Genomic DNA, 17,255 nt, shown 5'->3' with positions numbered 1-17,255 from the left:
CGGGCCTGTTGTGGTTACCAGGCTTTTGTGGCGAGCGGGCTTGCCCCGCGTTGGGCTGCGTAGCGGCCCCAAAAAATCCTGGGAGCGCTTCGCACTCCAACGCGGGGCAAGCCCGCTCGCCACAACAAGCCACTCACCACAAGGAGCCCGCTCACCATAAAAGAGCGGTTTGCGCACCGCGATGGTGCAACAACAAACTTGAACTTCACCCCAGCCCGATTCTTCTAATGGGTTTCAGCCCAGCAGGGAGCACGGATGTGCCCAGAATCATCTCCCCCGACACCCCGGAATCGAGTCTGACCGACCACAGTGAACACAACGCAAAAATCTTTGGTTCACCCAAGGACCGTCTCGACTTCTACCGCCGCGAAATCCAGTACGAAACCACGATCCTGGCCAACCGCACTGACGCCTATCTCACGGCTCAGTCGTTCCTGGTGATTGCCTTTGTTTCCGGCATGGGCAACCTCAACCCGGAGTGGGGGAAATTGTTCACCCTCGTGGTGCCGGTGTTCCTGGCGTTGCTCGGCATCCTCAGTTCCCTGAATGCCTGGCCGGGGATTCGCGCCGCTTACGAAATCATCGATCACTGGCACTACAAGCAGAGCGAACTGCTGCGCAGCGAGCCGGTGATGGGCATGGCCTACGATGAGTCACCGCTGTTTTCCGAAACGGAGTCGTCCCACAAGGGGTATCGCAAGTCGCTGCTGTTCTCGATGCGGGCGCCCTGGTTGTTCATGGTGTTCTGGGTGCTGTTGGGGGCGTACGCGTTTTACATCCAAGTGGATAACCCGGGCTCCTAAGCCGTTGGAACTTCAACGCCCCGCACGGGACCTTACCTTTACGCAGTCTGCGTTTTTCAAACGAGGTGACCCATGAGCACTGACAACGATCCGCAAACCAGCAACCGTAACGATCCGGCGATCGACGGCGGCGAACCGGCCCCAGCCACAGCAGCCGATGCGCCGAAAGACCCGAAACCCGCCGCCGACCCCAAGGCCAAGGAAAACGACTACAGTCCAGACTTCAAGCCCGAGCGCGAGCCCAAGCCTGAAACCGATGCCGATATCGACACTCAAGGCGGTTAGAGGAGACGATCATGTCCAAAGAACAGGAAGAAGAACTCAACGACCCCGGCAATGAGGACCCCGGTTCGCTGATGGATGATGCACAAGTGCCGCTCAACGATCCGGACGACGCGGCGGATGTGGGCCATACAGAAAAGCCCGATTAATCCCCCGGTACAACGTCAGGATTGCGCTTTCGCCTGGGCTCGTCGTTCATACCACGCCAGCATCGGCTGGGTACTCAAGCCATGAACGACGATGCTCAAGGCGATCACCGACAAGGTCAGGTTCACCGCCACCGCGCTGCTGCTGCCGACAAGTCCATGGTTGAGCGCGTAGAACAGGTAGTAGATGCTGCCGATGCCGCGAATCCCGAACCAGCCCATCAGCCCGCGCTGTCGGCGATCGATCAGGCGCCCCCAAGGCAGTGCAAACACACTGATCGGTCGAATCACGCAAAACAGCAATGCCGCCAACGGCAACGCCCGCCAATCCCAATGGCTGACCAGGACGATCCCCAGCAACGTCACCAGGAACACTTCCATCGAACGCTCCACCAGGCTGCCGAACGAGAGCATGTCGCCCATCATCACGCCGGCGGCGATCTGGGTGTCCGCCAGCTCGCTCACATCCCCTTGCAGGGCACGTTCCGGCTCGACGTCCAGATGACCCACCACCGGCAGCGCCAAATGCTCGGACGGTGTATGCGAGTTGCCGGTTGACCTGAACTCGGCCTGACGCAAGCCGAGCCCGGCGGCAAACACCGACAGGAAGCCGTAACCACCGACGCCCTCGGCCACCACATAGGCCAGGGCAATCAGGGCGAGGGTCAGGTAGTCATTCGGGGACAGGGTGCTGTCACTGTTGGTGATGCGCAGCCACAGCGTCACGCGGCCAATGCCGCGGCCCATCCAGTAGCCGATCAACAGCCCGGCCGGCACCGCCCACAACAGGTTCTTCAACGCCCAGCCGCCGAGCCAGTCACCGTCAAAGCCGCCGTGCTGCATGAAGATCAGGGCAAAAATCACGAAGGGGAAGGCCGTGCCATCGTTCAACCCGGCTTCCCCGGACAACCCGAAGCGCAGCGCATCGTAATCCTGTGCATTGTTGACCTGGACCAGGCCCGCCAGCACCGGATCGGTCGGCGCCAGAATGGCACCCACCAACAGCGACACCCCCCACGACAGTTCAAATACGTAATGCAGCGCCAGGCAGCTGCCGAGGATGGTCAACAGCATGACCGGCCCAGCCATACCGAACGCGATGCGCCAGGTGCGATGGCCCAGGGGCAGGCGCAACTTGAGGCCGCTGACGAACAATGAAAACAGCACCGCGACTTCGGTGAGGTGCTCCATCCAGCGCGCAGACTGCTGGATGTCCAGCTGCAGCAGGTCGACGCCGAGCGGGCCAATGCCCACGCCCAGCAGCAGGCACACCGCCGAAGTGGTCACCGGCATCCAACGCAGGTAAGAGGAGGTGAGGGCGAGGGTCAGCAGCACGGCGCCCAGGACGGCCATCCATAGAATAAACGTCATCGAGCAGTATCCAGGGCCATGGTCTATGGACGTTCGAGGACCCAGGCCGGCTGCGGGTTCAATGTGATTGCGTCGGCTCAAGTGGCCGGGTGAGTCGGCCCACTGCTACAGCGGCGATGCACGCTCCAGCAGCAGCCGTTCCAGGGTGGCGGCGGGCAACGGTCGGCTGAACAGGTAGCCCTGGATCTGATCGCAGCCGGCCTCCTTGAGGAACGCCAATTGCGCCTGGGTTTCCACGCCTTCGGCCACCACCCGCAGGCTCAGGCTGTGGGCCAGTTCGATGATGGTCCGGGTGATCGCGGCGTCCTGGGGGTTGCTGGTGACCTCACGGATAAACGCAATGTCGATCTTCAGCGTGTCGATGGGAAAGCGTCGCAGGTAAGCCAGGCTGGAATAGCCGGTGCCGAAGTCGTCGATGGAGATCTTCACGCCCATGGCGCGCAGGCGTTGCAGGCTGGCGATGGTGTGCTGGGTGTTTTCCATCAGCGAGCCTTCGGTCAGCTCCACTTCCAGCCAGTGCGATTGCACCCCGGTTTGTTCGAGGATGTGCGCGATATCGGCAATCAGGTCGCCTTCGATCAATTGATGCCCGGACACGTTCACCGACACTTCGACGGCGCCGATTTCGCTGCGCTGCCACGCCGCAATCTGTCGGCACACGCTGTCGATCACCCAGCGTCCCACTTCCACGATCAAGCCCAGGCTTTCCAGGATGGGTACGAACACCGCTGGCGACACCGCGCCGTAGCCCGGGCGTTCCCAGCGCAGCAACGCCTCCAGGGCGCAGATCTGCCCATCGGCCAACGCGACTTTGGGCTGGTAGTGCAGGGTGAATTCCTCGTGCTCCACGGCCTGGCGCAGGGCGTTTTCCAGGTCCTGGCGGGCCAGGTCGTGCACGTTCATGCGCGCCATGTCACCGGCATGTTGGCGCAGTTGCTGTTCAAGCAACTGGCTATGGCGCTTGAGTTGATCGCCGTGGCTCTTGAGCCGCAGCAGGTTGCGCACCCGCAGCCACAACTCGACCCGTTCCACCGGTTTGCTGATGAACTCTTCGGCGCCGGTTTCCAGGCCACTGACCCGTGCACTCGACTCGCTGAGGGCCGACAGCATGATGATCGGAATACTCGCCGTGGCGGCATCGCCCTTGAGCTGGCTGGCGACTTCGTAGCCGTCCATGCCCGGCATCATGATGTCCAGCAGGATCAGGTCAGGCGGCTGTTTGGCCACCAGTTGCAAGGCTTCTTCGCCGCTGCCGGCACTCAGGGTCTGGTAGCCCTCATGTTGCAGCAGGGTTTCCAGCAGCTTGCGAACCTGGGGTTCGTCATCAACGATCAACAGCGTTGCGGGTTGGCTGGCCATGGAGAGGACTCATAAGAGAGGAGGGGTGCCCTGTTGCAGCAGCGTGTCAATGACCTTGTACAGCTCTTTATAGCGTAACGGTTTGATGATGTAGGCATCGCAGCCGGCCAGGCGGGTTTTTTCGCGGTCTTCCTTCATGGCCATGGCCGTCAGGGCGATCACCGGGATATGCGCGGTATGGGGCGCTTGCTTGAGCAGCGCGGTGGCAGCCAGGCCGTCCATGCCTGGCAGTTGGATATCCATCAGGATCAGCGCCGGTTGTTTTTCCCGGGCCAGGGTCAGGCCTGTCTCGGCATCGGCGGCCCACAATACCGTGTGCCCGGCGTTGATCAGCAGCAGCCGCGCCAGGCGCATATTCGCCTCATTGTCTTCGACGATCAGGATTTCAGCCATGAAGCCTCCGGCGCACGGTGCAACGGCAGCCACACCACAAACCGCGTGCCCAGGCCTTCGCGACTGGCCACCGCGACACTGCCGCCATGCAGGTCGGTGAGTTGCTTGACCATCGCCAGGCCCAGGCCAGTGCCTTCGAATTTGCGCGCCAGGCTGCTGTCGATCTGGCTGAACGCCTTGAACAACTTGCCCATGTCGTCCTCGGCAATGCCGATGCCCGTGTCGCTGACGCTCAGTTCCAGAAACTGCTGGTGGGCGCTGGGTTGCAGGGCAAAGCCGTAGGTTGGCCATTCGCCGGGGATCAGGCCCACCTGGTCGCGCCCGACCTCACGCGCGCCGAGGGTCACGGAGCTGCCGTGCTCACTGAACTTCACGGCATTGGCCAGCAGGTTGTAGATGATCTGTTTGGTCTTGCGCAGGTCCAGCTCCAGCGTACCGAAGTCGTCCTGGCTGTCGAGCTTCAACTGGATACGTTGCAGCGCGGCTTTTTCCCGCACGATCAACAGGCTGTTAGCCAGCAAACCGGCGAACTCCACGGCTTCCAGCTCCAGGTCCATCATGCCGGCTTCGACCTTGGACAGGTCAAGGATGTCGTTGATCAGCGACAGCAGGTGCTGGCCGCTGGTGAAGATATCGCCGATGTATTCGCGCTGGATATCGCTCATATCGCCCACCAGCCCATCCTTCAGCGCCTCGGAAAAACCGATCACCGCATTCAGCGGCGTGCGCAATTCGTGGGACATAGTGGCGAGGAATTCGGACTTCATATGGCTGGCATGTTCCAGCTCCAGGTTCTTTTCCTCCAACGCCCGCTCAAAGCCTTTGCGCTCGGCTTCTTCCTGTTTGCGTGCGGTGTTGTCGGTACCGATCAACAGGTAACCGATGATGGTGTCATGACGGTTGCGCAACGCCGTCACCGACACCATGGCCGACAGCCGGCTGCCGTCCTTGCGGATATAGGTCAGTTCGTAAATATCTTCGATGCCACGGGAGGCCTTGAATACCAAGGCTTCGAAGCCTGGTGTGATCGGCGTGTCGAGTTCCAGGCTGAGGGCAGCGGCGCGGGTGATCAGTTCGGCGGGGTCGGAGATGTCGGCGGGGGTAATGCGGTTGAGTACATCGTCGGCCGCATACCCGAGCATGCGTTCGGCGCCGACATTGAAGATCTGGATCACGCCTTTTTCATCGGTGGCGATGCTGGAGAAGTAGGCGCTGTTGAAGATCGCGTCTTGCAGGGCACCGGTTTTCAGCAGGGTTTTCTGGCGTTTGAATTCGACGATTTTTTCGGCCCGCGATTGGGCTTCGGGCGGTGATCCAGTAACGGGTTTGTCCATGGCGGTGCTTTCCAGGCAGATCGGCCCGGCCGCGTCGATGACAGGGCCGCAGAGCATGCTCACAGAAAATCGCGTGGACGCGATAAGGAGGAGATGAGGTCCTCGGACAATAGCAGATGCCGCCTGCAGGGCGGTATGAATACACTCAAACGAATGTATGCCGGCAAAGGGCGGCAGGCCGCCCTGTCAGGGTGCCGGGTGGCTTAGAGCGTCACGCTGCTGATGACCTGGGTGCTGTCATCCGGGTCGATGACGCTGTGGAATCCCAAGGCGAGGTTCAACTCGCGTAACGGCGCATTGGTTGCCGCATCGACCGTGTACATGCGCCTGAAGCCATTGGCGCGCGCCGCCGTCATCAGGTGCTGCATCAAAAGGCGCCCCAGGCCCAGGTGTTGCCACGCATCGGCCACCGTGACCGCGCATTCGCATTCATCCGCGTTGGCTGCGGCATAGCGGGCCACGCCGATCTCGATCAGTTGCCCGTTGTCGTGCACCAAGGCGATAAAGGCCAGGCGTTGCTGGTTATCGACATCCATCAATTGATCCATCAGCGTCTTGCCGGGCTCATTGATTTCGCCCAGGAAGCGCGCGTGCCGCGACTCACGGGACAGGCCCTTGATGAAGTTGTATTCCCGTTCACGGTCGTCGGCGACGAGGGGGCGCACCAGTACATGGCGGCCATCGTCGAGTTGATCGATCCAGTGGGGCTTCGGTTGCGCAGCGTAGGCGCGGTCGGCGTGCTGGTTGCGTGCGTCGAGGGTAGGCATGGTGTGGGCTCCTGGCGGTCAGTCGAAGCGTTCGGGTCAGACGCCCCATACGCTGCCGCAGCAGACGGGGTGATCGCCCTTGTGAACCCGTGGCGGTGAAGGGCATCGGGCAGTGGTGCCTTGGTCGATCATGCCCCTGGGGGCGGAGGTGCCATTGATCTGCATCAAGACGCCGGGCCGCCGGGCAGGGCAGGCGACGTTCGGTCATGTGCATCGGCAAAGGGTTGACCATGATCAACGTTCGGCGCGCCGTCGCGGCGCAGTCTGGTCCCACCCCACATGCCCAGCAGGAGGTCACACCATGGCAACCATGAGAGCCGCTGTCTTCGTTGAGAAAAACCGCATCGTCCTCGAGGACAAACCGATCCCCGAGGTCGGCCCGCTCGACGCCCTGGTGCGGATCACCACCACGACCATCTGCGGCACCGACGTGCATATCCTGCGCGGTGAGTACCCGGTGGCCAAAGGGCTGACGGTGGGCCATGAGCCGGTGGGCGTCATCGAGCGGCTGGGCTCCCAGGTGCGCGGCTTCGTCGAAGGGCAGCGGGTGATCGCCGGCGCAATCACGCCCAGCGGGCAGAGCTATGCGTGCCTGTGCGGCTGCGGCGCCCAGGACGGCCCGGACACCCGCCATGGGTTCCGTGCGGCCGGCGGCTGGAAATTCGGCAACACCCTCGACGGCTGCCAGGCCGAATACGTGCTGGTGCCCGATGCGCTGGCCAACCTGTGCCCGATCCCCGATGGCCTGAGTGACGAGCAGGTGCTGATGTGCCCGGACATCATGTCCACCGGCTTTTCCGGTGCCGAGCGTGGTGAGGTCAACATTAGCGACACGGTGGCGGTGTTTGCCCTCGGGCCGATCGGCTTGTGCGCGGTGGCGGGGGCACGGCTGAAAGGCGCGTCGATGATCATTGGCGTCGACGGCGTCAGTGAACGCATGGGCGTCGCCCGTGGCCTGGGCGCGACCCATATCGTCGACTTCAAGCAAGGCAACGTGGTCGAGCAGATCATGGCCCTGACCGACGGCCGTGGCGTGGATGTGGCGATCGAGGCGTTGGGCACCCAAGGCACGTTCGAATCGGCCTTGCGCGTGCTGCGTCCCGGTGGCCGCTTGTCCAGCCTTGGGGTGTACTCCAGCGACCTGCGCATCCCCTATGACGCGTTTGGCGCAGGCCTGGGGGATTACAGCATCGTTTCGACCCTGTGCCCCGGCGGCAAGGAACGCATGCGGCGCTTGATGGCGGTGGTCGCCAGCGGCGGGGTGGACCTGTCGCCGCTGGTGACCCACCGCTTCAAGCTCGACGACATCGAGGCGGCCTATGAACTGTTTGCCCATCAGCGCGACGGGGTGATGAAAGTTGCGATTACGCCTTGATAGCCGCCGGGTAGATCACTGCGGGATTTCCAGGCTCGCCCGCAGACCACCAGCCGCCAGGTTGTCCAGGCGCACTTGGCCGCCCAGGCGTTGGGCGATGGCTTGCACGATGGTCAGGCCCAGGCCGGCGCCCTGGGCATTGCCACGGCTGTAGAAACGCTCGAACAGCCGCTCACGCTGACTCTCGTCGATGCCGGGGCCCTGATCGTCGACGCTCAGGACCAGCCCCTTGGCTGTTTTGCCCAAACTGACGGTAATCACGCCGTGTTCCGGCGAGAAGTTCGCCGCGTTGGTCACCAGGTTGGTCAGGGCGATATTGATCGCGCCGGCATCGGTCGTTACGGGGTACTGGGCATCGTCGACATCGAATACCAATTCGAGGCCTTTGCTCAGCAGCCAGGGTGTCAGCTGAATCAGCGTTTCACGCACCGTGGTCGCCAGGTCGATGGCGTGGACGGGGGGCAGCCCGGCGCTGGGTTCCAGGCGTGCCATGGTCAGCAATTGGTTGACCAGGCGGCTGGTGCGGTCGACACCGCTGATCAGGAAGGCGAGGGACTCGCGCCGTTCGGTTTCAGTGCCGGCTTCCAGCAGGTTTTGCGCATGCACCCGCAATACCGCCAGGGGCGTGCGCATTTCGTGGGCGGCATCGGCGATAAAGCGCCGCTCACGGCCGAGCATGTCCTGGATCTGCGCGAGCATACGGTTCAACGCCGCCTGCATCGGCTCCAACTCCATGGGCAAGGGCGTCAGTTGCATCGGCTCCAGTGAACCGGAATGCCGCGCGCGCAAGGTGGCCGCCATATCGGCCAGCGGCTTGAGGCCCCAGCCGATGGCCAGCCAGACCATGGCGGCGAGGATCAGGCTGCCCAGCACGTTCGGCCACAGGGTGTGGCGGACGATACGGCCGACAAGGTCGGAGCGCACGTCATCACGCTCGCCGACCCAGATACGCAGGCCGTTGTCCTTGTCCTTGAGCACGAAGCCGCGCCATTGGCGGCCGTTGACATCGTCGACGTTGCTGTACCCCGGTTGAGCGGGAGGAGCGGCAAATGATGGGGCGCTGGTGGTAAACACCAACAGCTCGCCCTGTGGGTTCCACACTTGGAAGGCGATCTTGCTTTCGTATGGATGTCCGTCGACCTTGGGCTTCGCGTTGCCCAAGGCTTTGTTGAAGGCGCGATACAGATCGGCCTGGTCCTTGCTGGCCAGCGGCATGCTCATGACGCCCTGGAGCAGGCGGGCGTTCTGCGCCAGTTGTGCGTCGTAGACCTCGGCGATTTCGTGATTGCTGTCATGCAGGTTGAGCACACTGATCACCAGCAGCCCGGTGAGCAGCAGGCCGATAATCAGGCTCAGGGTTCGCCGCCGAATCGAGGTCATTGGCGCTCCTCAACCAGGTAGCCAACGCCGCGCACGGTGCGGATCAGCTCGCTGGAGAATTTCTTGCGCAGGTGATGGATATGTACTTCCAGGGTGTTGCTCTCGGCTTCTTCGTTCCAGCCGTAGAGCAACTGCATCAGCTGGTCGCGGGTCATCACGCGGCCCGGCGGCGACAGCAGTTCGTGCAGCAGTTGATATTCCTTGGGCGTGAGCAGCACCGGTGTGCCGTGGTAAGTGACGTGCTGTGTGCTTGGGTTCAGGCAGATGCCCGCGTGCTCGATCACCACCCGCGCCCGGCCAGCGCTGCGGCGCAGCAGTGCACGCAGGCGAGCCTTGAGTTCAGCCAGGTCGAAGGGTTTGATCAGGTAATCGTCAGCGCCGGCGTCCAGCCCGGCGATGCGGTCTTCGGTGGCATCCCGCGCGGTGAGGATCAGCACCGGCAGGTTGGAGCCACCGTCACGCAGGCGCCGCAGCACCTCCAAACCGTCCATGCGCGGCAGCCCGAGGTCGAGCACTGCCGCATCGAAGGTTTCGCTGAGCAGTGCATGCAAGGCGCTGCTGCCATCCTGCAGCCAATCGACGGTGTAGCCCTCACGCACCAGCGCCTGTTGAATGCCTTCGCCCAACGCTACGTCATCCTCGATCAGTAAAAGGCGCACGCAGACTCCTTGTCATTTGAGTTTTTGGTTGATGTCAGCCAGCACGCCTTCGATCTCTTTGCGCCGCCCGGCATCGGCGGTTTCGCGACCGGGCCGGGGCGCGGCCAGCAGGGCTTTTTGCAAGGCATCACGGGCTTCGCCATAGCGTTTTTGCCGGTACAGGTGGTCACCCCAGAAGTACAGACTATCAATGCCTGCCGGGTTCAGTTGCAAGGCTTGTTTGAGCAGCGCGTCGGCCTTGTCCGCATCGCCAAAGCCGATTGGCCAGCCGGGCACCCGGTCGTACAGGGCGGCCAGGCTGGTATAGGCCGAGCCTTGCAGGGCCTTGGGGTCCAGGGCGAGGGCTTTTTCCAGGTCGACCTTGGCCGCCTTGACCTTGCTTAACGCGCCAAGCCCGCCCTGGGCGCCCGCCCAACTGCTGGTGACGATCCCTGACCAGATCCACGCCTCGGCGGCTTGGGGGCGGTCGTGGGTGAAGGCCGTGGCCTGGGTGGCGAGTTGTTCAAAGGCCTGGGTCCGCTGTTCCTCGGGCAAGTTGTATTGGATGTGCGCCCAGCGCGTCTGGATCTCGTTCAGGCGTTGTTGGTCGACGGCGTCCATCGCCCAGGTGAAGGGGCTCAGGGCGGTGAGCAGCAGCGCGGTAAAGAGTTGTTTCATGGCTTCGGGTCCTTATTCTCAGGTGTGTCGCTCAAGCGGCGTACCAGCGGCAGCTGTTTACGCAAACCGCGGTCGACCAGGTTCGGCAGCAGGCTGTTGAGGCGCACAAAAAAACGCTCCGGCCAGCCCAGGTACAGATCGCGACGCTGGTTGGCGATGGCCTGGATCACCGCAGACGCCACGGTGTGCGGGTCGTCGACGTTGGACTTGAGCGCATCGTTCAAGGCCTGCGCCGCCGGGCTGTTCATCGAGGTGTGGGTCGCACGCGGCGCCACGTACAGCACGCCGACGCGGGTGTCGGCCAGTTCCCGGCGTAATGCTTCGGAGAACCCGCGCAAGGCAAACTTGCTGGCGCAGTAGGTGGCGTAGCCGGGATAGCCGATGGAGCCGTAAGTGGAACCGACATTCACCACCATGGCGCTCGGTGCTTGCTTGAGCAATGGCAGCAGCAGCTTGGTCAGGCAGATCGGCGCGGTGATGTTCAGCGCCAACATGCCGTTGATGTCGCTGTCGTCGAGTTGCTCAAGCATGGCGAAGTGATTGATGCCGGCGGCGTTGATCAGCAGGTTGATGCCGCCGATGGCTTCGGCGGCGGCCAGCACCTTACGGCGGTCGGCGAGGAAGGTCAGGTCGGCACCGACCCAGCAGAGTTGCTCCGGGTAGCGCTCAAGCAACCCCTCCAGCGGTGCACGGTGACGGGCCACGGCCAGCACCTGGGCACCACTGGCACACAGGGCGGTGGCAATCGCCAGGCCGATGCCGCCGCTGGCGCCGGTCAGCACCACGCGCGTTTCAGACAGGCGCATGGGGCGCCTCCCCGATACGCGGCAGGCTGCGGAACATGTCGGTGTAGAGCGCATACACCACCTTGGAGGCGCGTATCACGGCGGCCTGGTCATCGGGGTCGTCCAGGCTGTTCATCAAGCGGCGATAGGTTTCCATGTGGCCGATGTCCAGGGACCCATGGGAACTCAAGTAGCTGAAGGCCGTTGCCGGCAGTTGCAAGCGCTCACGGATGCTGCCGGCCGCGTGGGTGGCCAGGGCGATGCTGGTGCCTTCCAGCACATTGACCATGCCGAACAGGCCGACCGGGTTGTCACGGGCGATCAGGTCGTAGAGGTAGCTGACCATCAACTCGATGGGTAAACCGGGGCGCCCGTCACGTACCGCGTCGTCATCCCCCCCGCAGGCGGCAATGTCATTGAGCACCCACTGCTCGTGGCCGTATTCATCCTCGATGTACTCGCAGACGGCCTTGCGCAGCCATTCCAGGCGCGAAGGCAGGCGCGCACCGCAGGCCATCATCAACGGCACGGTATGCCGCACGTGGTAGTAGGCCTGGGCCAGGAAGGCGCGATAGCTGTCGAGGCTGACCTTGCCCTCCAGGGCGTCGCGGATGATCGGCAGGTTGAACAGCGCCTGGCGTTCCTGCTGGGTGGCTTCTTGCAGCGTGTCGAAAAAATTCACGATGAGGCTTCCTCGTTGAATGCTGGGGCAAATTGGCTTTGATAACGGTCGACAATCGCGTCGCGCCGTGGCCGGCCATTGGCGGTGAGCAAGCCATTGGCGGCGGTGAAGGGTTCGGTCAGGCGCGTCCAGCCATGCACCTGGGCGTAGTCGGGCAGGCCGCTATTGGCTGCGTCGACGGCGGCGGCCAGTTGCGCGTCGCTGCAATCGGCGCGATGGGGCCAGAGCAGGGCGTGGTTCTGCGGCAGGGCTTCGCCATACACGAATGCCTGGGCGATCACACCGCCCTGGGTCAGCTCGGCCTCGACCCAATCCGGGTTGACGTTGCGCCCGTAACTGGTGACGAACTGATGTTTTTTGCGGCCCTTGAGGTAGAGAAAACCGTCCTCGTCAAAGGCGCCGAGATCGCCGCTGGGCCACCATTGTTCGGGCTGGTCTGTCTGGCCCAGGTAGCCGAGTAACGTCGAGCCCTTTATCAGCACTTCATCGTCTTCGGCCAGGCGGATTTCCACGTGGGGCAGTGGCCGGCCGACGCTGCCAGGACGGTGTGCCTCGGGGCGATTGAGGCACACCACCGAGGCGCATTCCGACAGCCCATAACCTTCGTATACCGGCACGCCGAGTTGCTGCGCGCGCTGCAGCAAGGCCTTGGAGACGCGCGCACCGCCGACGGCGGCAAAGCGCAGACCCTGAGGGCTGAAGGCCTTTTGCTCGGCGGCAATCACCAGCATCAACAGCAATTGCGGCACCAGGATCAGGCTGTGGGGCTGACGCGTTGCCAGGCAGCCGAGCAATTGGGCCGCGTCCACTGCGCTGGCGCCCTGGATGCCCAGGCTCTTCTGGCTGGGCAAGCTCAAGGTGGCGCCGGCGTACAGCGCGGCGTAACAACCGAGGTTTTCCAGCAAAATCGCGATGGGCAACAGCGCCAGATGATGGCGTGGGTCGCTGCTGTGGCTGGCCTGGTACAGCTCGCGGGCCACCCGCAGCAGGCTGTTGGCGCTCAGGCAAACGCCCTTGGGCGCGCCGGTGGTGCCGGAGGTGAACGTCACCTTGGCCGTGCCGGCGGGTATCGAAGGGCGGCCCTCAAAGGTGCGGCACCAGAATTCGCCGCACGGTTGATAGCCGTTGGCGAGCAATTCAGCCGCCAGATGCGGCTCGGCGATCACCCGTTCGGCGTGGCTCTGTTCCAGGCAATGGGCGCGCTGGGCCGGGCTGAAGAACGGCGGCAACGTCAGGCAAGTCAAGCCTTCGAACAGCACCGCCAGGTCCCACAGCATGGCCTCGACGCCATTGTCCAGGGCCAGGGCGACCACCTTGACGCCTTCGTCGCGCAGGCGCTCCTGTCGATACGCCACTTCGGCGAACATCTGGGCGTAATCCATTTTCAAGCTGTCGCCCCACAGGGCGACGGCGCCATCGAGGCGTTCGGCATGGCCGCGCAGTACCGCGTGGAAGCGCTGGGTTTCAGGCGACATGGCTGGCGTCCTCAAAAGTGGTTGGCAACCCCAGGCGTGAGAACAGGCCCATGTTGCGCAAATGGATGAACCCGGCGCGGATATTGCCGACATGCACCCATGGTTGGCTTTCGTAGTAACTGCCCCAGTGATGGCGCTCATCACCCAGGCGCTGGGGGTCGGCCGCGCACAGGGTGACGGGCTTCAAGCCCAGGCGGTGGAAGCTGTTGACCAGGCCGATATTGCCGGTGAACGCCACCCACTCCAGGCCGCCCATGGCCAGCAGCCAGGTAATGGCGATGATGCTCAGGCGCGCACTGCCGGTGTCGCTGGCCGCAAGGTTGCCGACTTCGGCGATGGCGCCGCGCTCCACGGGTTGTTCGGCGGCGGCACTGATCAGCGGGTCGATCGGATGGTCCAGGTAACGCTCCAGGAACAACGGCTCGGCGCTTGCCAGGCGCACACCGGCAACGGCACACAGCTCGCCGTCGGCCTGGCTGACGCCAAACAACTGCGGCATGAAGTGGCGGATATCGGCGCCGTGGGCAAGGCGAAAACGTTGTTGGATAAACGCTTCGAAGGCAGGCCGCTGCGGGTCTTGGGGCAGGGCGCGGGACAGGCGCATCGGTGCACTGTCGGCATGGCCGAACAGCAGCGGCAAGGAAATGTTCCAATCGATATCGGGCATTGGCAGTACGCCTCCCCAGTGAAGTTGGGAGGAGTATCGGAGGCATTTCTTAACGAAGTCTGAAGGTGGCAAAAGGATATCTTTCCCGATCTTCAGACTGCCTTAAGACTTCGCGGGCAGGGTGGCGCGGTCTTCCCACGGCCGCTTGCGGCCACCACCTGCACAAGGCTTGATGATCGTGACGCCGCTGCTGGCCTGGCTGATGCTCAACGCCGCAGGCAAGCCCGTGCCGTATTTCGAGTTTGCCTTGCCATCGTTGGTGGCGGTGGACCCTGACCTGGCCAAGCAATTCAAGCACTGGCATGAGTGGCTGGGCAGTGCTGGCTACTGGTTGATCGGCCTGCACGCTGCCGCTGGGTTGTTCCACCATTATTGGGTGCGCGACAACACCCTGATGCGCATGCTGCCAAAACGTTAGAAATGCAAAAAACGAACTTTATGTGCTTGATGAAACGTTTCTTCTAGCGACAAACGGCCTACGCAAGCGCTTGCGTAAGTAAATGTATCTGATTAGAGTCGGTGGCAATCGGCTCTGATTCAAAGAGGGCTGAACTACAAAAATAATAAAACCAGGAGCTCATTGATGAGCCTTGAACCCTTGCTTGAGATGCAGGGCATCAGCAAAACCTTCAACGGTTTGCGCGTGCTCAAGAATGTCGGCCTGAAGGTCTACCCCGGCGAAATCCACGCCTTGATGGGGGAGAACGGCGCCGGCAAATCGACCCTGATGAAAATCCTCTCCGGCGCTTACCAGGCCGATCCCGGCGGTGAAATCCGCATGGCCGGCCAGCCCGTCGCCACCTTTACCCCCGCCACCGCCAAAGCCCTCGGCATCGCCGTGATCTACCAGGAATTGAGCCTGTGCCCGAACCTGAGCGTGGCCGAGAACATCTACCTGGGCCGCGAACTGCGCCGGGGCTGGACCATCGACCGCAAGGGCATGCAAGCCGGTTGCATCGAAGTCCTGCAACGCCTGGGCGCCGAATTCACTCCAGCCACCAAGGTCAGCAGCCTGTCGATTGCCGAGCGCCAGCTGGTGGAAATCGCCCGGGCCTTGCACGCCCACGCCAGGATCCTGGTGATGGACGAACCGACCACGCCGCTGTCGTCGCGCGAGACCGACCGCCTGTTTGCGCTGATCAAGCAGCTGCGCAGCCAGGGCCTGGCGATCATCTACATCAGTCATCGCATGGCCGAGATCTATGAACTGTCGGACCGTGTCTCGGTGCTGCGCGACGGCCAATACATCGGCGAACTGAGCCGCGACGCGCTGTCGGCCGAAGTCCTCGTGAAGATGATGGTCGGCCGCGATCTGTCCGGTTTCTACAAGAAGGAACATGCCGCCTACGACCCCGGTGCGGTGGTGATGCGCGTGCGTGACATGGCCGATGGCAAGCGCGTGCGCAACTGCAGTTTCGACCTGCATGCCGGTGAAGTGCTGGGTATCGCCGGGCTGGTCGGGGCAGGGCGCACCGAGCTGGCGCGGCTGATCTTCGCCGCCGATCCGCGCACCAGCGGCACCCTGGAAGTGGTGGGCAAGACCGTGACGCAACTGCGCAACCCGGCGGATGCGATTCGTGCCGGCGTGGTGTACCTCACCGAAGACCGCAAGGCCCAGGGCCTGTTCCTGGACATGAGCGTGGCCGACAACATCAACGTCTGCGCCTGTGTGCCGGATGCCCGCGCCGGCGGCGTGCTCGACCGTGGCCATGGCTTGAAACGTGCCAATGATGCAATCAAGTCACTGTCGATTCGCGTGGCGTCGGGCAAGGTCAATGTCGGCGCGTTGTCCGGCGGCAACCAGCAGAAGGTCTTGCTGGCGCGGCTGCTGGAGGTCAAGCCGCACGTGCTGATCCTCGACGAGCCCACACGCGGCGTGGACATCGGCTCCAAGTCCGAGATCTACCGCATCATCAATCAACTGGCGCAGGCCGGCGTGGGCATCGTGGTGATCTCCAGCGAGCTGCCGGAAATCATCGGCACCTGCGACCGGGTGCTGATCATGCGCGAAGGCCAGTTGGTGGCCGAAGTCGGCGGGGCCTCCGGTCACGTCATCTCCCAGGAACGTATTATTGACCTCGCCACCGGTGGCGATCAGGTGGTTGCCCATGGCTGATTCGATGATTGCAACAACAGGCAAGGCAGAACGCGTTCGCGAGTTGATGCGCACGGTCGGCATGCTGCCGGTGCTGATCCTGCTGCTGGTGGGCTTCGCCCTGGCCAGCGAGAACTTCCTGACGATGCAGAACCTGTCGATCATCACCCAACAGGCCTCGGTCAACGTGGTGCTGGCGGCGGGCATGACCTTTGTGATCCTCACGGCGGGGATCGACCTGTCGGTAGGGGCGATCCTGGCGGCGTCGGCCGTGGTGGCGCTGCAGGCGTCGATGTCGCCGCAGTTCGGCATGTTCGGGATTGCGGCCGGTATCGGCTTCGGCCTGCTGCTGGGCCTGGTCAACGGCGGGTTGATTGCCTTTATGCGCCTGCCGCCGTTTATCGTCACCCTTGGCGCACTCACCGCCATGCGCGGCCTGGCGCGTCTGCTGGCCGATGACAAAACCGTGTTCAACCCCGACCTGCCGTTTGCCTTTATCGGCAACGACTCGATCCTTGGCGTGCCCTGGCTGGTGGTGATCGCCGTGGCGGTGGTGGCGCTGTCGTGGTTCATCCTGCGCCGCACGGTGATGGGCGTGCAGATCTATTCGGTGGGCGGCAACCCGGAAGCGGCGCGACTCTCCGGGATCAAGGTGTGGAAGGTGCTGCTGTTCGTCTACGCCATGTCCGGCGCCTTGGCCGGGCTGGGTGCGGTGATGAGCGCCTCGCGCCTGTTCGCCGCCAACGGCCTGCAACTGGGGCAATCCTACGAGCTGGATGCGATTGCCGCCGTGATCCTCGGCGGTACCAGTTTTACCGGTGGCGTCGGTACCATCGGCGGCACGCTGATCGGCGCGCTGATCATCGCGGTACTCACCAACGGCCTGGTGCTGCTGGGGGTGTCGGATATCTGGCAGTACATCATCAAGGGCATCGTGATCATCGGCGCGGTTGCGCTGGATCGCTATCGCCAGTCCGGTGCGCGGACCTGATTTCACTCCCATAACAATCACAAGAGAGACCCGC

Annotated in this window: 18 protein-coding genes and 1 pseudogene; 7 read left to right on the top strand and 12 right to left on the bottom strand. The window is 63.1% G+C overall.

From position 1 onward, the window contains the following. The first annotated feature begins 257 nt into the window (after positions 1–257). The 3 genes from AD670_RS07750 to AD670_RS31915 all read left to right on the top strand — a co-directional run bounded on the left by AD670_RS07750 (position 258) and on the right by AD670_RS31915 (position 1,234). Positions 258–803, top strand: coding sequence for a hypothetical protein (locus AD670_RS07750; protein ID WP_053130084.1), 546 nt, complete (start codon positions 258–260; stop codon positions 801–803). A gap of 72 nt (positions 804–875) precedes the next feature. Continuing rightward, positions 876–1,088, top strand: a complete 213-nt coding sequence (locus tag AD670_RS07745; protein WP_053130082.1) for a hypothetical protein — start codon at positions 876–878, stop codon at positions 1,086–1,088. 11 nt (positions 1,089–1,099) lie between these two features. Then, on the top strand, positions 1,100–1,234 hold the full coding sequence (locus AD670_RS31915) for a hypothetical protein (protein ID WP_256243880.1): 135 nt from the start codon (positions 1,100–1,102) through the stop codon (positions 1,232–1,234). Positions 1,235–1,249: 15 nt separating this feature from the next. Here the strand turns inward: AD670_RS31915 and AD670_RS07740 are convergent, their stop codons facing one another. From AD670_RS07740 to AD670_RS07720, 5 genes are all read right to left on the bottom strand, one after another. After that, complete coding sequence (locus tag AD670_RS07740; RefSeq protein ID WP_053130080.1) at positions 1,250–2,602, bottom strand: sodium:proton antiporter; 1,353 nt, start codon at positions 2,600–2,602, stop codon at positions 1,250–1,252. 105 nt (positions 2,603–2,707) lie between these two features. Beyond that, on the bottom strand, positions 2,708–3,961 hold the full coding sequence (locus tag AD670_RS07735; RefSeq protein WP_053130077.1) for an EAL domain-containing response regulator: 1,254 nt from the start codon (positions 3,959–3,961) through the stop codon (positions 2,708–2,710). Positions 3,962–3,970: 9 nt separating this feature from the next. After that, a complete protein-coding gene (locus AD670_RS07730; RefSeq protein ID WP_053130130.1) occupies positions 3,971–4,354 on the bottom strand; it encodes a response regulator in 384 nt (127 codons plus the stop codon). Continuing rightward, positions 4,339–5,688, bottom strand: coding sequence for a HAMP domain-containing sensor histidine kinase (locus AD670_RS07725; RefSeq protein ID WP_053130126.1), 1,350 nt, complete (start codon positions 5,686–5,688; stop codon positions 4,339–4,341). The genes AD670_RS07730 and AD670_RS07725 overlap by 16 nt, the downstream gene beginning before the upstream one ends. 203 nt (positions 5,689–5,891) lie before the next feature. Then, entirely contained in the window at positions 5,892–6,455 is a 564-nt protein-coding gene (locus AD670_RS07720; protein ID WP_053130074.1) for a GNAT family N-acetyltransferase, read from the bottom strand. 301 nt (positions 6,456–6,756) lie between these two features. Here AD670_RS07720 and AD670_RS07715 point away from each other — a divergent pair, with 301 nt between their 5' ends. Next, the gene (locus AD670_RS07715; protein WP_053130071.1) at positions 6,757–7,830 is read left to right on the top strand and encodes an NAD(P)-dependent alcohol dehydrogenase; all 1,074 of its coding nucleotides are present in this window, start codon (positions 6,757–6,759) and stop codon (positions 7,828–7,830) included. A 15-nt stretch (positions 7,831–7,845) separates the two neighbouring features. On the opposite strand, the gene AD670_RS07710 is transcribed toward AD670_RS07715, so the two are convergent. The 7 genes from AD670_RS07710 to AD670_RS07680 are packed head-to-tail and all read right to left on the bottom strand — an operon-like array spanning position 7,846 to position 14,135. After that, positions 7,846–9,210, bottom strand: a complete 1,365-nt coding sequence (locus AD670_RS07710; protein ID WP_053130068.1) for an ATP-binding protein — start codon at positions 9,208–9,210, stop codon at positions 7,846–7,848. Further along, on the bottom strand, positions 9,207–9,869 hold the full coding sequence (locus AD670_RS07705; RefSeq protein ID WP_053130065.1) for a response regulator: 663 nt from the start codon (positions 9,867–9,869) through the stop codon (positions 9,207–9,209). The genes AD670_RS07710 and AD670_RS07705 overlap by 4 nt, the downstream gene beginning before the upstream one ends. Positions 9,870–9,881: 12 nt before the next feature. Beyond that, positions 9,882–10,526, bottom strand: coding sequence for a tetratricopeptide repeat protein (locus tag AD670_RS07700; RefSeq protein WP_053130063.1), 645 nt, complete (start codon positions 10,524–10,526; stop codon positions 9,882–9,884). Further along, on the bottom strand, positions 10,523–11,332 hold the full coding sequence (locus AD670_RS07695; protein WP_053130061.1) for an SDR family oxidoreductase: 810 nt from the start codon (positions 11,330–11,332) through the stop codon (positions 10,523–10,525). Before AD670_RS07695 ends, AD670_RS07700 begins: the two co-directional genes overlap by 4 nt. Beyond that, on the bottom strand, positions 11,319–11,993 hold the full coding sequence (locus AD670_RS07690; protein ID WP_053130058.1) for a TenA family transcriptional regulator: 675 nt from the start codon (positions 11,991–11,993) through the stop codon (positions 11,319–11,321). The genes AD670_RS07695 and AD670_RS07690 overlap by 14 nt, the downstream gene beginning before the upstream one ends. After that, positions 11,990–13,468, bottom strand: coding sequence for an AMP-binding protein (locus tag AD670_RS07685; protein ID WP_053130054.1), 1,479 nt, complete (start codon positions 13,466–13,468; stop codon positions 11,990–11,992). Before AD670_RS07685 ends, AD670_RS07690 begins: the two co-directional genes overlap by 4 nt. After that, on the bottom strand, positions 13,458–14,135 hold the full coding sequence (locus AD670_RS07680; RefSeq protein WP_053130053.1) for a thermostable hemolysin: 678 nt from the start codon (positions 14,133–14,135) through the stop codon (positions 13,458–13,460). The genes AD670_RS07685 and AD670_RS07680 overlap by 11 nt, the downstream gene beginning before the upstream one ends. 166 nt (positions 14,136–14,301) lie before the next feature. Here AD670_RS07680 and AD670_RS07675 point away from each other — a divergent pair. The 3 genes and pseudogenes from AD670_RS07675 to AD670_RS07665 all read left to right on the top strand — a co-directional run. Then, positions 14,302–14,553 (top strand): annotated as a pseudogene (locus tag AD670_RS07675) (cytochrome b); the annotation flags it as partial. A gap of 165 nt (positions 14,554–14,718) precedes the next feature. After that, a complete protein-coding gene (locus AD670_RS07670; protein ID WP_053130051.1) occupies positions 14,719–16,251 on the top strand; it encodes a sugar ABC transporter ATP-binding protein in 1,533 nt (510 codons plus the stop codon). Beyond that, a complete protein-coding gene (locus AD670_RS07665) occupies positions 16,244–17,221 on the top strand; it encodes a ribose ABC transporter permease (RefSeq protein WP_053130049.1) in 978 nt (325 codons plus the stop codon). Before AD670_RS07670 ends, AD670_RS07665 begins: the two co-directional genes overlap by 8 nt. The last annotated feature ends 34 nt before the right edge of the window (positions 17,222–17,255 follow it).

The organism is Pseudomonas sp. MIACH (assembly GCF_001269925.1).
Lineage (GTDB): Bacteria > Pseudomonadota > Gammaproteobacteria > Pseudomonadales > Pseudomonadaceae > Aquipseudomonas.
This window is presented reverse-complemented; position numbering and strand designations above follow the sequence as displayed.

Bases quoted from the DNA above. Each gene is read 5' to 3' on its own strand.
- AD670_RS07745 (WP_053130082.1), top strand. From the start codon at position 876: ATGAGCACTGACAACGATCCGCAAACCAGCAACCGTAACGATCCGGCG.
- AD670_RS31915 (WP_256243880.1), top strand. From the start codon at position 1,100: ATGTCCAAAGAACAGGAAGAAGAACTCAACGACCCCGGCAATGAGGAC.
- AD670_RS07740 (WP_053130080.1), bottom strand. From the start codon at position 2,602: ATGACGTTTATTCTATGGATGGCCGTCCTGGGCGCCGTGCTGCTGACC.
- AD670_RS07735 (WP_053130077.1), bottom strand. From the start codon at position 3,961: ATGGCCAGCCAACCCGCAACGCTGTTGATCGTTGATGACGAACCCCAG.
- AD670_RS07730 (WP_053130130.1), bottom strand. From the start codon at position 4,354: ATGGCTGAAATCCTGATCGTCGAAGACAATGAGGCGAATATGCGCCTG.
- AD670_RS07725 (WP_053130126.1), bottom strand. From the start codon at position 5,688: ATGGACAAACCCGTTACTGGATCACCGCCCGAAGCCCAATCGCGGGCC.
- AD670_RS07720 (WP_053130074.1), bottom strand. From the start codon at position 6,455: ATGCCTACCCTCGACGCACGCAACCAGCACGCCGACCGCGCCTACGCT.
- AD670_RS07715 (WP_053130071.1), top strand. From the start codon at position 6,757: ATGGCAACCATGAGAGCCGCTGTCTTCGTTGAGAAAAACCGCATCGTC.
- AD670_RS07710 (WP_053130068.1), bottom strand. From the start codon at position 9,210: ATGACCTCGATTCGGCGGCGAACCCTGAGCCTGATTATCGGCCTGCTG.
- AD670_RS07700 (WP_053130063.1), bottom strand. From the start codon at position 10,526: ATGAAACAACTCTTTACCGCGCTGCTGCTCACCGCCCTGAGCCCCTTC.
- AD670_RS07695 (WP_053130061.1), bottom strand. From the start codon at position 11,332: ATGCGCCTGTCTGAAACGCGCGTGGTGCTGACCGGCGCCAGCGGCGGC.
- AD670_RS07685 (WP_053130054.1), bottom strand. From the start codon at position 13,468: ATGTCGCCTGAAACCCAGCGCTTCCACGCGGTACTGCGCGGCCATGCC.
- AD670_RS07680 (WP_053130053.1), bottom strand. From the start codon at position 14,135: ATGCCCGATATCGATTGGAACATTTCCTTGCCGCTGCTGTTCGGCCAT.
- AD670_RS07670 (WP_053130051.1), top strand. From the start codon at position 14,719: ATGAGCCTTGAACCCTTGCTTGAGATGCAGGGCATCAGCAAAACCTTC.
- AD670_RS07665 (WP_053130049.1), top strand. From the start codon at position 16,244: ATGGCTGATTCGATGATTGCAACAACAGGCAAGGCAGAACGCGTTCGC.